Raw genomic sequence first — 13,593 nt, 5'->3', positions numbered from 1 at the left:
GCTCCACCTTACAGTGAAGCGCTCCTTTCTATATACAACAACTAAAATAATCAGTTCTTATTCGCACGTTTACGCTCTGTCTCGTCCAGGATAACCTTACGCATACGCATAGACTTGGGAGTAACTTCCACGTACTCGTCTTCCTTGATGTATTCCAACGCTTCTTCCAAAGAGAACTGTACCGGCGGAATCAGACGCGCCTTTTCGTCAGAACCTGAAGCACGCATATTGGTCAGCTTCTTGGATTTGGTTACGTTCACCACAAGGTCGTTGTCGTGGGAGTGCTCGCCTACAACCTGTCCGGCATACACTTCTTCCTGCGGGAAAATAAAGAACTTACCCCGGTCCTGCAACTTGTCGATGGCATAAGCGAAAGCGGTACCCGACTCCATGGCGATGATAGAACCATTGGTACGGCGTTCGATTTCACCCTTGTAAGGCTGGTATTCTCTAAAGCGGTGCGCCATGATGGCCTCGCCTGCGGAAGCTGTCAACACATTGGTACGCAGACCGATGATACCGCGTGACGGCATATTGAACTCGAGATTCACACGTTCACCGGCGCTTTCCATTTTCACCATCTCACCCTTACGGCGGGTTACCATATCGATAATCTTGCTGGCATATTCTTCGGGAACGTTGACTGTGAGTTCCTCGATAGGCTCATTCTTCACGCCGTCTATTTCCTTGAAGATTACCTGCGGCTGTCCTACCTGCAATTCGTATCCCTCGCGACGCATCGTCTCAATCAATACGGAGAGGTGAAGCACGCCACGGCCGGAAACCACCCATTTTCCATCTTCCTCGCTCTTGCGCACACGGAGCGCAAGGTTCTTATCCAATTCCTTCATCAGGCGGTCGTGGATATGGCGGGAAGTAACGAACTTGCCTTCCTTACCGAAGAACGGAGAGTCGTTGATAGTGAACAACATGCTCATGGTCGGCTCGTCAATGGCGATAGGCGGCAATGCTTCGGGATTTTCGTAATCACAAATCGTATCTCCGATTTCAAATCCTTCGATACCTACCAATGCGCAGATGTCGCCGGAAGAAACTTCCGCAACTTTCACACGGCCCATACCTTCAAAAGTATGCAGTTCTTTAATCTTCGATTTGACGATTGAACCGTCACGCTTAGCCAAAGACACATTCATGCCTTCTCTTAAAGTACCGCGATGTACACGGCCTACGGCGATACGACCGGTATAAGAAGAGTAATCCAATGAAGTAACGAGCATTTGCGGCGTACCTTCCAACTGCGTAGGAGCCGGGATGTTTTCCAGAATACAGTCCAGCAACGGATAGATATTGTCCGTCGGCTGTTGCCAGTCTGTGCTCATCCAGTTGTTTTTTGCGGAGCCGTAGATAACGGGGAAATCCAGTTGGTCTTCCGTGGCTTCCAGACTGAACATCAAATCGAATACCATCTCATAAACTTCTTCGGGACGGCAGTTGGGCTTGTCCACCTTGTTGACAACGACGATAGGCTTCAAACCTATCTGCAAAGCTTTCTGCAGTACAAAACGGGTCTGCGGCATCGGACCTTCAAAAGCGTCCACCAGCAAGATACATCCGTCGGCCATATTCAATACACGTTCCACCTCGCCACCGAAGTCGCTGTGTCCCGGAGTATCGATAATATTAATCTTCGTGTCTTTATAGCTGATGGAAACGTTCTTTGAAAGGATTGTTATCCCTCGTTCACGTTCCAAATCATTGTTATCCAACATTAATTCACCTGTGCTCTGGTTACTGCGGAAGAGATTTCCTGCCAGAAGCATCTTATCGACAAGCGTCGTTTTCCCATGGTCGACATGGGCAATAATTGCAATGTTTCTAATATTTTGCATATAATACCTATTATTTGCGTGCAAAGGTACGAATTTTACAGTATATACCTCATAGGGAAAAGATTTTTTTGCTGGAAATCATTGCAATATAAAAGATAATCCCTATCTTTGCGCCCTCGAAAGAGAAAAGAATTATCAACTTTTTAATTAAACACTATGTATTTAGACGCTGCTAAAAAGCAAGAAATCTTCGGCAAATACGGAAAGTCTAACTCTGATACGGGATCAGCTGAATCTCAGATAGCATTGTTTTCATACCGTATTGCTCGTCTGACTGAGCACATGAAGCTCAACAGAAAAGATTATAGTACAGAAAGAGCCTTGACAATGTTGGTAGGTAAGCGCCGTGCGCTGTTGAACTACCTGAAAGACCGCGACATCAACAGATATCGTGCTATTGTTCAGGAACTCGGCTTGCGTAAGTAATTTACTTGCGGTAAACTTATTAAAGCGGTGGTACTTTCATTGGAGAGTACCACCGCTTTACTTTCATATCATATCCTTGTTCCCCGCTCCCCCATAAACAGGAGAGCGCAGGAAAATGTTACAGTTGTATCTTATAAAGTACGTGCTCTTTCAGCAGATGCCCGTCGGGTACGGCAGGATGCAGAAAATTCTTTTCAAATTCCATTCCTATCTTCCGCATCACCCTTTGCGAACGCTTATTGGGCAACGAGGTGAAAGCCCGAACCGTAGAAAACGGAAGATTCTCTTCGGCATAAGCCAGACATGCCTTCGCCGCTTCAGTGGCATAGCCCTGTCCCCAATATTCCCGCCTCAACCGCCACAGTATCTCAATGCCCGGAGCGAAATCCACATCAAACGCAAAGTTATGGAAGCCCGTAAAACCGACAAAAGCCCCATCCGACTTCCGCTCGAGGGCATATCCCCCATACCCGCACCGGAGGAACTCATTTCTGACAGTATCAAAAAGGCTGCGGGACTCTTCCTCTGACAAAGGATGCAGAAAGAATTCCATGACAGACGGATTCCTGTTCATCTCCGCAAAAGGAACGAAGTCTTCTTCTTTCCAACCGCGCAACAGCAAACGGGGAGTTTCAATATATACCATACTTAATAATCTTTATTCTCGCACAAAAATATTGAATCTGTTTTACTTCTCAAAAACATTATCTTTATCTTTGTCGATATCGAAAACCGGGCAACGATGAAAACAGCTAAACTTATCCTATTATGTTTGTCGGGGATGCTTGCCATGCAACCCGCAACAGCACAGAGCCGGAGCGAAAAGAAAGCGCAAACCGAACGCAGCGTCAGGGAAGCGATAAACGCCGGTCAGTACAAAATCAAGGTAGACTATATGCAACCCATGAGAGGTCGCAGCCGGGCCCTGACCTCCGACTACTCCATAGAAATCAGGAATGACTCCGTCTTTTCCTACCTGCCCTATTTCGGAGTAGCCTACAATGTGCCTTACGGCGGCGGGAAAGGACTGATTTTTAACGCCCCGCTTACCGGATACAAAAAAGAAAGCCTCAAAAAAGGAAAGACCCGGATCGACTTCAAGACCGGCAATGAAGAGGATAAGTATGAGTACAGCCTGACTATCTATTCCGACGGTTCCGCCAACATACATATCCAACCGATGAACAAACAAGCCATCTCATACTCCGGAGAGCTGGATGTAAAAGAGTAAGAAACCCCAATCAAGGCTCCTGCAATCATAAAATACACGCCTGCAAATATCATTTCTTCTTTGAGAAAGATTGATTTGTTTTAAATTTTGTTTATTTTTGCGCCCGGTCAATATTATATAAATCTGAAATTCAGACGGGAAGTGCTTTCACTGACATAAGGAGAACAACAGTTCCAACACTTCCCCTTTTATAAATCGCTATTAGGGAACTGGAGCAAAAAACAAACGGTCTGTGCTATTCAATTCTTTTGAGTTTCTAATATTCCTGCCAATAGTATTCCTGCTCTATTGGTTTGTTTTCAAGCCGCTGCGTTGGCAAAACCTCTTTATAGTGGCGGTAAGCTACATCTTCTACGGCTGGTGGGACTGGCGTTTCCTCATTCTGATTGCGTTTACCACGCTCTGCAGTTTTGCCAGCGGCATAGTTTTGGAGAGACTGGAAGGGCAGCGAACCAAACAAAAATGGGTCAGCGCAGCGAATATCACCCTCAACCTGCTAATTCTCTGCATCTTCAAGTACTTCAACTTCTTCGGAGAGAACCTGGCCGAACTGTTCCAACTCTTCGGCGTAGAAGCGGACTGGGTGACGATAGATATATTGCTGCCGGTGGGCATCAGCTTTTACACCTTCCAAGCGCTCAGCTATACCATCGATGTGTACCAACATAAAATAAAGCCCACGCACGACATAGTCGCTTTCTTCGCTTTCATCAGTTTCTTCCCGCAGCTCGTAGCCGGCCCTATCGAACGGGCTACCAATCTTCTGCCGCAGTTCCTTGTACCGCGCGGCTTCAGTTACGACAAGGCGGTAGACGGCATGAGACAGATTTTATGGGGACTGTTCAAGAAAATGGTGGTGGCCGATAACTGCGCCGCCGCCGTCAATCTGATCTTCGATGAATATCAGACGCTCGGCGGGACGCATCTGTTTTTGGGAGCGCTCTTCTTCACATTCCAGATATACGGTGATTTCTCCGGTTATTCGGACATTGCCATCGGTACGGCACGCCTGTTCGGCGTCAACCTGATGCGCAACTTCAACTTCCCCTACTTCTCAAGGGATATAGCCGAGTTCTGGCGGCGCTGGCACATATCGCTCACAACCTGGTTCCGCGATTATATTTACATTCCTCTGGGCGGAAGCCGATGCGGCAAATGGAAAGCGATGCGCAACACACTGATTATATTCCTGGTCAGCGGCTTTTGGCACGGAGCCAACTGGACTTTCATCTGCTGGGGAGCTTTTCACGCTTTGCTGTTCCTGCCTTTGTTCATCATGGGCAAGAATCGTAAGAACAAAGACGTGGTAGCCCAAGGCCGCCTGTTTCCTGATATAAAAGAGGTATGCCAAATGTTTATCACCTTCCTGCTGGTTGTTATCGGATGGATTATCTTCCGCGCGGAGAACATTCACCAGGCATGGGGTTATATAATGCGCATGGTGACCCGGTTTGATTTCGTACTTCCCGCGCATGGCAAAGACCCGCTTATCTATATCGCGATATTATTGGTGGTAGAGTGGTTCCAACGCGAGAAACAGTTCGGCCTGCAAATAGAGGAAAAAGGCATTTTCCGTTATCAGGCAGTCCGTTGGACGCTCTACTATGTTCTGTTTATAACGACTCTCCTGCTGGCCGGTCAGCAGGAAGAGTTCATTTATTTCCAATTCTGAGGATATGAAGAAATTCCTAACATACATCTGTCTGTTCTCGTCACTCCTGCTCGTATTGGGTATCGGCTTCGAGGTTATGCTCCGCCGTATTCCCAACTCTTATAAGTTCAAGCAGGAAATCATAGAGAAGAACAGTGATAAAGTCAAGAACCTGATTATAGGCAGCTCGGTAACCAATTGCAGCATCAACCCGGCATACCTTGCCGACAGTACATACAACATTTCACTCTCCGGACAATGGTTGCGCTACAATCGGATATTGCTGGAGAGATACATCGGACAACTGCCCCATCTGCAAAACGTCATCTGGGGAATATCCTATCAGACGCTGTGGATTGACGACTGTATCAGCCAGGACAAGATAAGCATAGCCAACCATAAAATCTATATGGGTATCGAGACAGACAAAGACCCGCTTTACAACATCGAGTTGATTGCCACAGGCTCCATCTCCTTCAGAAAATGGTCGAAGTACTACCTTCTCCATAAAAAAACCATGGCATGCGATTCTTTGGGCTTAGACCACGGATTCGATTCGACCGAGAGAAGCCATGCCTGGCTGCAAGACATTCCCCGATTGATAAAAGGGCACTCCGCGTCCCAAGAGCCCGCGGCGGAGCAGACATTCAGAGATAATATCCGGCGGCTGAATGACGTCGCCGGATTGTGCCGGAGCAAAGGCATCAATCTGTACCTCGTCATTCCGCCGGTGCACAAGCTATATTACGAGCTCACCTATCCGGCGCAAGTCGCGCAAATGCATACCGCATTGGAGGAGATAGCCGCCAAATGGGACAACGTCCGCCTATACAGTTATTTCAACGACAACCGCTTCGGCGACGACGATTTCCACAGCGGCAACCACCTGTCCGCCGATATCGGCGCCATAAAGTTTACGCAGATACTGCAACATGACATTTGGAACAACGATAGCGTACAAACGAAATCTCCCGTACACTCGCAAAGACCATAAACAAACTTTTCGTCACAGAATGTTGCACCAAGTAAAAGAATATCTTATTTTTGCAGCTTACAGCTATTAATCATAACCTTTTAGACTGAAAATACTATCAAATTATGGATACAAGTAAGATTGTAGGAGAAAAGATTAAGTCACTCCGCGAAAGCCAGTCCATCAGTATGGAAGAGTTGGCGCAACGTTCGGGGCTCGCCATCGAACAAATCGAACGCATTGAAAACAATATCGACCTGCCTTCATTGGCGCCGCTTATCAAAATAGCCCGTGTACTGGGCGTACGCCTCGGCACGTTCCTCGACGACCAGGACGAAAACGGCCCTGTGGTATGCCGCAAGTCGGAAGCGAAGGACAGCATCAGTTTCTCCAACAATGCCATCCACTCGCGCAAGCACATGGAGTACCATTCCCTTTCCAAGTCCAAGGCCGACCGCCACATGGAGCCGTTTATCATCGACGTAGCCCCTACGGACGACAGCGACTTCGTACTCTCATCACACGAAGGCGAAGAATTCATCATGGTCATGGAAGGAACCATGGAAATCAGCTACGGCAAGAACACCTACCTTCTCGAAGAAGGAGACAGCATCTACTACGATTCCATCGTACCGCACCATGTACATGCCTACGAAGGACAGGCAGCCAAAATACTGGCAGTAATTTATACACCGATTTAAACAGTTGAAAGTTGAAAGTTAAGAGTTGGAGGTTACTATACGGCATGACGGCGAAACCTAACTTCAGACTCATAACTCTCAACTTTCAACTCTCAACTTTCAATTCTACTATGTTATACGAAAGAACGCTTGGCCAATGGCTGGAGCATTGGGCCACAAATACACCTGACAAAGAATATATTGTTTACTCCGACCGTAATTTACGCTTCACATGGAGTCAGTTCAACCGCAGGGTGGACGACATGGCAAAAGGACTTATCGCTATCGGCGTGGAGCGGGGAACGCACGTCGGCATCTGGGCGGCAAACGTACCCGACTGGTTGACGCTGCTGTATGCCTGCGCCAAGATAGGCGCCGTCTACGTAACGGTAAATACCAACTACAAACAGGCAGAGCTGGAATATCTGTGCGAGAACTCGGATATGCACACGCTCTGTATCGTCAACGGCGAAAAAGACAGCGACTTCGTGCAGATGACCTACACCATGCTGCCGGAACTGAAGAACTGCCAGCGCGGACATCTGAAAAGCGAGCGTTTTCCTTATATGAAGAATGTCATCTACGTAGGGCAGGAAAAACACAGAGGAATGTACAACACGTCCGAGATTCTGCTCTTAGGCAATAACGTGGAAGATACCCGTCTGGATGAGCTCAAAAGCCAGGTAAGCTGCCACGATGTGGTAAACATGCAATACACTTCGGGCACAACCGGATTCCCGAAAGGGGTAATGCTTACCCACTACAACATCGCCAACAACGGTTTCCTCACCGGTGAGCACATGAAGTTTACCTCCGATGACAAGCTCTGTTGTTGCGTGCCCCTGTTCCACTGCTTCGGCGTGGTGCTCGCCACGATGAACTGCCTCACTCACGGCTGTACGCAAGTCATGGTAGAGCGCTTCAACCCGCTCGTGGTGCTTGCGTCCGTCCACAAAGAGCGATGTACCGCACTCTACGGCGTACCCACGATGTTCATCGCCGAGCTGCATCATCCGATGTTCGACCTGTTTGATATGTCCAGTCTGCGTACGGGCATCATGGCCGGCTCTCTCTGCCCCGTCGAACTGATGAAGCAGGTAGAGGAAAAGATGTACATGAAAGTAACCAGCGTTTACGGCCTGACGGAAGCCGCTCCCGGCATGACCGCCACACGAATCGACGACTCGTTCGACGTGCGTTGCAACACCGTAGGACGCGACTTTGAGCATACCGAAGTGAAAGTTATCGACCCGGAAACCGGCGAGGAATGTCCGGTAGGCGTGCAAGGCGAAATGTGCAACCGCGGTTACAACACCATGAAAGGTTACTATAAGAATCCGCAAGCCACAGCCGAGGTCATCGACAAGAACGGTTTCCTGCACTCCGGAGACTTGGGCGTAAAAGACGAGGATGGCAACTACCGTATCACCGGACGTATCAAAGATATGATTATCCGCGGCGGCGAGAACATCTACCCGCGTGAAATCGAGGAGTTCCTCTATCAATTGGAAGGTGTCAAAGATGTACAAGTGGCCGGTATCCCTTCCAAGAAGTACGGCGAAGCGGTCGGCGCGTTCATCATCCAGCACGAAGGAGCCGACTTGCACGAATCGGATGTACGCGACTTCTGCATCGGCAAGATTTCCCGCTACAAGATTCCCAAATATATTTTCTTTGTAAAAGAGTTCCCGATGACAGGAAGCGGCAAGATACAGAAATTCAAACTGAAAGACGTAGGGCTGCAACTTTGCAAGGAGCAAGGAATAGAAATTATTTAAGCAGTTAGGAGTAAACTAAGTAAAGAAGTAAATAACCAACTAAATAAGTAAGTAACTAACTAGCTAAATAAATAAATAAGTAACCAACCAAATAAATAAATAAATAAGTAACCAACCAACTAACCAAGCAAGCAACCAACTAAATAAGTAAGTAAATAAGTAAATATTGAAATTTAGTTTATATCAGTAACGGTGCCATAGAGTAACTTAAGGCTGAAAGCCTTCTTATCGTATAGCCCGGGGTAACACCCCGGGAATAAATGTTCCCGGAGCTCTGCGCCCTGTAAGGGCAAAACATTTGCAGATTCATCTTTTGCCCTTTCAGGGCGCAATGTTATTCATATTCGCATTCCCAGGGTGTTACCCCGGGCTATAAGATAAAAGCCTTTCAGGCTTAAAGATAAGAGGCTTTCAGGCGTAAAGATGGAAAGGGCACTGTCCATATTTTTGTGTAAATGTAAACGGGATTCAGTATGAGTTGGCACTATAAAATATTTTGTGTAAATGTAAACTACGGGATTCAGAATGAGTTCCGTAGTTTACATTTACACAAAATTATGGACAGTGCCATGAAAAGGCTTTCGGCCTTACTTCCAGCCTTAGGTTACTCTATGGCACCGTTACTGCTATAAACTAAATTTCAGCATTTATTCAACCAACCACTCACTCCACTTTCTCGGGGTAGTTCATATTGCCTTCCGTCATTTGTTCCAGCACTTCATGCAGATATTTGGCGGACTCCCATTTTGCCATCGGCAAGTCGTGGAGCAGATAATTGCCGCAATCCTGCGGAGCTGCGCCGGGTACTTCGCCCTCATATTCGGCGACAAAGCGGAAAGTGTCCTGCATCAGCTTCACGATGTCCTGCGGCTGCAAGTCGCCTTTCATCAGCAGATAGTTACCGGTAAGGCAGCCCATAGGCCCCCAATAAATAATCTTGTCCTGCCATTGCGGTTCATTACGCAGGTAGGTGGCAGCCAGATGCTCGATAGTGTGCAGGGCGCCTTGTCCCAAAGCCGGTTCGCGGTTGGGCTCCTTCATACGGATATCAAAAGTAGTGATAACTTCTCCGTTCACTTCATCCTTGCGTGATACGTAAATGCCGCGCAGCAAACGGATGTGATCGATGGTAAAGCTGGGAATCTTCTTCATAAGTTATAAGTTGTGAGTTATGAGTTATAATTTGTCGGGCAGGGTGGAAAGGAAAGTCCATGTCGTAAGGAAGGAACGTTCCGCCATCGTACCCCAGAAATCGGCATATTGCGAAGAGTGGTCTTCCACGCCCGGCGTATCGCTGACGATACGGAAGCTGAGGAAAGGAATGCCGTACAGATAGCAGGTCTGCGCAATGGCAGCGGATTCCATATCGACAGCCAGTCCCGCCGGGAAACGGTGTTTGATGACATCCAGTTCGGTACGGTCCGTTATGAAGCGGTCGCCGGTGCAAACCAGTCCGCCGTGAATACGGCTTTCCAATCCGGTATTGTTCAGAGACAAGGCATGCTCCAACAACGGGACGCAACCTTTGTACGCCGCGGGAAATCCCTGCACCTGACCGTATTCGTTACCCTCGCCGCACCACACGTCATGGTACGCCAGCGATTCGCTCACCACCACATCCGTCACCTTGAGACAGGCATCGATGCCACCCGCCACACCGGTACTGACAACGCAATCCGGAGCAAAACGGCGTATCAGCTCCGCGGCTCCCACCGCCGCGCTTACTTTGCCGATGCCGCACTGCGTAAGTACCAAACGGTTACCGCCGAGCATGCCCTCCGCATAGCGGAAATTGCCGTCGCCCGTCACTTTCTTCTCCTGCAAACGCTCCGCCAACTGGCGGTGTTCGCTATCCATTGCGCTGATAACACCTATCGTCATGCCTGCTGATTTATGATTTCAGATTTATGAATTATGATTTTCGGAAAGGCAAAGGTACGATATTTCGGCAGATTTCTCTATCCAACTGGTGCATAAATCAATATTTATGTATAAGTTTGCCGCTGAAATTCAGATTAGGAGTTAAGGGAGTTAGCTCCTCTACCCCTTTAACTCCCCCACATAAACCATAACCCTGCAAGATGATAAAGAAGATTCTTCCCGACTTAATTGCCGTTCTGGCATTCGTCCTGATTTCTTTCGCCTACTTTTTCCCGGCGGATATGGAAGGACGCATCCTGTTCCAGCACGACACCGCTGCCGGAGCCGGCGCCGGACAAGAAGCCAAAGAGTATTACGAACAGACAGGCGAACGCACCCGCTGGACCAATTCCCTTTTCGGCGGAATGCCGACTTACCAGATAGCGCCGTCTTACGACTCTACCGTGCCGTTGCAATGGACACAGAAAATATACCAGCTCTTCCTGCCCACCTACGTCAACCTGACGTTCATCCTGATGCTGGGCTTCTACATCCTGTTGCGGGTATTCGGCATACCGGCATGGCTGGCAGGGTTGGGCGGCATCATGTGGGCCTTCTCGTCCTACTTCTTCATTCTGATTTCGGCGGGACACATCTGGAAGTTCATCACCCTCGCCTATATCCCGCCCACAATAGCGGGTATCGTACTCGCCTACCGGGGCAGGCTGCTGGCGGGCGGTATCCTGACGGCTTTTTTCATCGCCCTGCAAATCATGTCGAACCATGTGCAGATGTCCTACTATTTCCTGTTCGTCATTCTGTTCATCGCAGGCGCATACTTTGAAGACGCATGGCGCAACAAGACGCTGCCCGGGTTTTTCAAGGCAAGCGCCGTACTGCTCGTCGCCGCCCTTATCGGCGTGGCCGCCAACCTCTCCAACCTCTACCACACCTACACGTACAGCAAGGAAACCATGCGCGGCAAGAGCGAGCTCGTGCAGACCGGCAATGCCGCCAAGCAAACCAGCAGCGGACTGGACCGCGACTACATCACCAACTGGAGCTACGGCATCGGCGAAACCTGGACACTCCTCGTCCCCAACTTCAAAGGCGGCTCTTCCGCCGCCCCCCTCAGCCAGAGCGAAACCGCCATGGAAAAGGCCAATCCGATGTACGGCAGCCTCTACAACTCGTTCCCGCAGTACTTCGGCAGCCAGCCCTGGACGGCCGGCCCCGTCTATGTGGGTGCATTCGTCCTGTTCCTCTTCGTGCTGGGCTGCTTCATCGTCAAAGGCCCTCTGAAGTGGGCGTTGCTGGGAGCAACCTTCTTCTCCATCGTTTTGGCATGGGGTAAGAACTTCATGCCGCTGACGGACTTCTTCATCGACTACATCCCGATGTACAACAAGTTCCGCGCCGTATCGTCCATCCTCGTCATAGCTGAGTTTACCATTCCCCTGCTCGCGATTTTCGCCCTGAAGCGTGTATTGGAAGAGCCCGGCATATGGAAAACGAACAAGAAAGCCTTCGGCATCAGCTTTGCGCTCACCGCCGGCGTAGCCCTGCTGCTTGTCATTGCGCCGGGCAGCCTCGGCTCAGGCTTCGTGCCCGCACAAGAGGCGCAGATGCTGCAAAATGCCGTCGACCAGCAGATGATACCCGCCAACGAGCTGTCCGGCATCCTCGCCAACCTTGCGGAAATGCGGGGCGCGCTTGTCAGCGCCGACGCATTGCGGAGCTTCATCATTATAGGCATCGGATGCGCACTGCTTTGGCTCCACTCGGCCGGCAAGCTGCGCCGGTCACTGACCGTTGCAGGCATTACGGCGCTCTGCCTTGCCGACATGTGGACCGTAAACAAACGTTACCTGCACGACGACCAGTTCGTGCCCCGTTCCATCCGGACGGAAACATTCACCAAAACCAAAACCGACGAGCTCATTCTGCAAGACAAAGCTCCCGACTACCGTGTGCTGAACTTTGCCACCGACGCGTTCAACGAGAACAATACTTCCTACTGGCACAAGAACATAGGCGGGTATCATGCCGCCAAACTGCGCCGCTACCAAGAACTGATAGAGCGTCATATCTCTCCCGAGATGCAGGCCGCCTACCAAGCGATAGCCGCCGCAGGCGGAGAAATGGACAGCGTGGACGCTTCCAAATTCCGCGTACTGAACATGCTGAACACCAAGTACTTCATCTTCCCCGCCGGACAGCAGGGGCAGACCGTTCCCATCCTCAACCCCTATGCCAACGGCAACGCCTGGTTTGTAAAGAACGTGCAATACGTAAACAACGCCAATGAGGAAATCGATGCGCTCAAAACCATTCTTCCCACTGAAACCGCCGTTGTCGACGCCCGTTTCAAAGATGTGCTGAAAGGTACTGCCGAAGCCTACAAAGACAGCCTTTCCTCCATCCGCCTGACAAGCTATGAGCCCAACCGCCTGGTTTACGAAACGGACAATGCGGGCGACGGTATCGCCGTATTCTCCGAGATATACTATCCGGACGGCTGGCAGGTAACCATCGACGGGCAACCGGCCGGACTGGGACGTGCGGATTACGTGCTGCGCACCCTGTATGTGCCTGCCGGCAAACATACCATCGAGATGCGCTTCGACCCCAAGAGCCTGCATGTAACGGAAAGCATCGCCTACGGAGCATTGGCGCTGCTGATTATCGGAGTTGCGGCAGTTGTGCTGATTGCACGCAAGAAAGCCGCGCAAGATTAAGAACAGCAGCAGGAGACACAGACATCGTCTGAATAAGGAAACCGCCTCTGCCCCTCACGGGTAAAGGCGGTTCTACGTCAATAATACATGAAAAAACGCTATTTAGAGAGAGTCTCTGCAAACTTCTATCCACATCAAAAGTAGAACGTAGCGCAAGCAACCGCAAATAAAATCTACGAACCGGCCGATTTCATCGACGGAACGGGGCGATATAGCTGTCTCCCTATGGTAAAACTTCGTTTTCCCCTGTGCTTCTTCTTTATAAGCTGCCGGGAAAAGGCTGTTTTGCCATAGGGAGAATTGTTTTTTCTCACGACGAAAACAGGGTGTTGACTACTGTCAACAGCCCGGTTGACAACAGCCGCTCGAACCGTTGACAACAGTAAACAGACCTGTTGACAATAGT

At 49.6% G+C, this 13,593-nt stretch carries 11 protein-coding genes; 7 read left to right on the top strand and 4 right to left on the bottom strand.

Features of this window, described 5'->3' with window-relative positions; translation table 11 throughout:
* Nucleotides 1-50 precede the first annotated feature (50 nt).
* On the bottom strand, nucleotides 51-1,850 hold the full coding sequence (typA, locus tag I2F54_RS01225) for a translational GTPase TypA (RefSeq protein ID WP_009122157.1): 1,800 nt from the start codon (nucleotides 1,848-1,850) through the stop codon (nucleotides 51-53).
* Between the two features lie 156 nt (nucleotides 1,851-2,006).
* Between typA and rpsO the strand changes: the two genes are divergently transcribed.
* Nucleotides 2,007-2,276 (top strand): 30S ribosomal protein S15, encoded by a 270-nt coding sequence (gene rpsO / locus I2F54_RS01220; protein ID WP_009122156.1) that lies wholly within the window; start codon nucleotides 2,007-2,009, stop codon nucleotides 2,274-2,276.
* A gap of 118 nt (nucleotides 2,277-2,394) precedes the next feature.
* Here rpsO and I2F54_RS01215 read toward each other — a convergent pair whose 3' ends face one another.
* Nucleotides 2,395-2,922 (bottom strand): GNAT family N-acetyltransferase, encoded by a 528-nt coding sequence (locus I2F54_RS01215; RefSeq protein ID WP_195500354.1) that lies wholly within the window; start codon nucleotides 2,920-2,922, stop codon nucleotides 2,395-2,397.
* 96 nt (nucleotides 2,923-3,018) lie between these two features.
* On the opposite strand from I2F54_RS01215, the gene I2F54_RS01210 reads away from it, so the two are divergent.
* From I2F54_RS01210 to I2F54_RS01190, 5 genes are all read left to right on the top strand, one after another.
* Nucleotides 3,019-3,507, top strand: a complete 489-nt coding sequence (locus tag I2F54_RS01210; RefSeq protein ID WP_129618593.1) for a DUF4251 domain-containing protein — start codon at nucleotides 3,019-3,021, stop codon at nucleotides 3,505-3,507.
* Nucleotides 3,508-3,739: 232 nt separating this feature from the next.
* Nucleotides 3,740-5,179 carry an MBOAT family protein gene (locus I2F54_RS01205; RefSeq protein WP_195500353.1) on the top strand — a complete coding sequence of 480 codons (1,440 nt, stop codon included), beginning with the start codon at nucleotides 3,740-3,742 and terminating at the stop codon, nucleotides 5,177-5,179.
* Nucleotides 5,180-5,183: 4 nt separating this feature from the next.
* Nucleotides 5,184-6,152, top strand: a complete 969-nt coding sequence (locus tag I2F54_RS01200) for a hypothetical protein (RefSeq protein ID WP_009122152.1) — start codon at nucleotides 5,184-5,186, stop codon at nucleotides 6,150-6,152.
* A gap of 104 nt (nucleotides 6,153-6,256) precedes the next feature.
* Nucleotides 6,257-6,832, top strand: a complete 576-nt coding sequence (locus tag I2F54_RS01195) for a helix-turn-helix domain-containing protein (protein WP_004291603.1) — start codon at nucleotides 6,257-6,259, stop codon at nucleotides 6,830-6,832.
* 110 nt (nucleotides 6,833-6,942) lie between these two features.
* Nucleotides 6,943-8,589, top strand: a complete 1,647-nt coding sequence (locus I2F54_RS01190) for an AMP-binding protein (protein ID WP_039950785.1) — start codon at nucleotides 6,943-6,945, stop codon at nucleotides 8,587-8,589.
* 663 nt (nucleotides 8,590-9,252) lie between these two features.
* Here I2F54_RS01190 and I2F54_RS01185 read toward each other — a convergent pair.
* Together I2F54_RS01185 and I2F54_RS01180 are read right to left on the bottom strand one after the other, a co-directional pair.
* Nucleotides 9,253-9,741 carry an S-ribosylhomocysteine lyase gene (locus tag I2F54_RS01185; protein ID WP_022218514.1) on the bottom strand — a complete coding sequence of 163 codons (489 nt, stop codon included), beginning with the start codon at nucleotides 9,739-9,741 and terminating at the stop codon, nucleotides 9,253-9,255.
* Nucleotides 9,742-9,765: 24 nt separating this feature from the next.
* On the bottom strand, nucleotides 9,766-10,470 hold the full coding sequence (locus tag I2F54_RS01180; protein ID WP_195500352.1) for a 5'-methylthioadenosine/adenosylhomocysteine nucleosidase: 705 nt from the start codon (nucleotides 10,468-10,470) through the stop codon (nucleotides 9,766-9,768).
* A gap of 200 nt (nucleotides 10,471-10,670) precedes the next feature.
* Between I2F54_RS01180 and I2F54_RS01175 the strand changes: the two genes are divergently transcribed.
* Nucleotides 10,671-13,187 carry a YfhO family protein gene (locus tag I2F54_RS01175; protein ID WP_195500351.1) on the top strand — a complete coding sequence of 839 codons (2,517 nt, stop codon included), beginning with the start codon at nucleotides 10,671-10,673 and terminating at the stop codon, nucleotides 13,185-13,187.
* Nucleotides 13,188-13,593 lie beyond the last annotated feature (406 nt).

It is taken from the genome of Bacteroides clarus (genome assembly GCF_015555825.1).
Lineage (GTDB): Bacteria > Bacteroidota > Bacteroidia > Bacteroidales > Bacteroidaceae > Bacteroides > Bacteroides clarus.
Note: the sequence above shows the minus strand (reverse complement) of the source record. Positions and strands in the feature narration are given on the sequence as shown.

What these genes read in the sequence shown, in the direction of transcription:
- typA (WP_009122157.1), bottom strand. Translation starts at nt 1,850, where the DNA reads ATGCAAAATATTAGAAACATTGCAATTATTGCCCATGTCGACCATGGG.
- rpsO (WP_009122156.1), top strand. Translation starts at nt 2,007, where the DNA reads ATGTATTTAGACGCTGCTAAAAAGCAAGAAATCTTCGGCAAATACGGA.
- I2F54_RS01215 (WP_195500354.1), bottom strand. Translation starts at nt 2,922, where the DNA reads ATGGTATATATTGAAACTCCCCGTTTGCTGTTGCGCGGTTGGAAAGAA.
- I2F54_RS01210 (WP_129618593.1), top strand. Translation starts at nt 3,019, where the DNA reads ATGAAAACAGCTAAACTTATCCTATTATGTTTGTCGGGGATGCTTGCC.
- I2F54_RS01200 (WP_009122152.1), top strand. Translation starts at nt 5,184, where the DNA reads ATGAAGAAATTCCTAACATACATCTGTCTGTTCTCGTCACTCCTGCTC.
- I2F54_RS01195 (WP_004291603.1), top strand. Translation starts at nt 6,257, where the DNA reads ATGGATACAAGTAAGATTGTAGGAGAAAAGATTAAGTCACTCCGCGAA.
- I2F54_RS01190 (WP_039950785.1), top strand. Translation starts at nt 6,943, where the DNA reads ATGTTATACGAAAGAACGCTTGGCCAATGGCTGGAGCATTGGGCCACA.
- I2F54_RS01185 (WP_022218514.1), bottom strand. Translation starts at nt 9,741, where the DNA reads ATGAAGAAGATTCCCAGCTTTACCATCGATCACATCCGTTTGCTGCGC.
- I2F54_RS01180 (WP_195500352.1), bottom strand. Translation starts at nt 10,470, where the DNA reads ATGACGATAGGTGTTATCAGCGCAATGGATAGCGAACACCGCCAGTTG.
- I2F54_RS01175 (WP_195500351.1), top strand. Translation starts at nt 10,671, where the DNA reads ATGATAAAGAAGATTCTTCCCGACTTAATTGCCGTTCTGGCATTCGTC.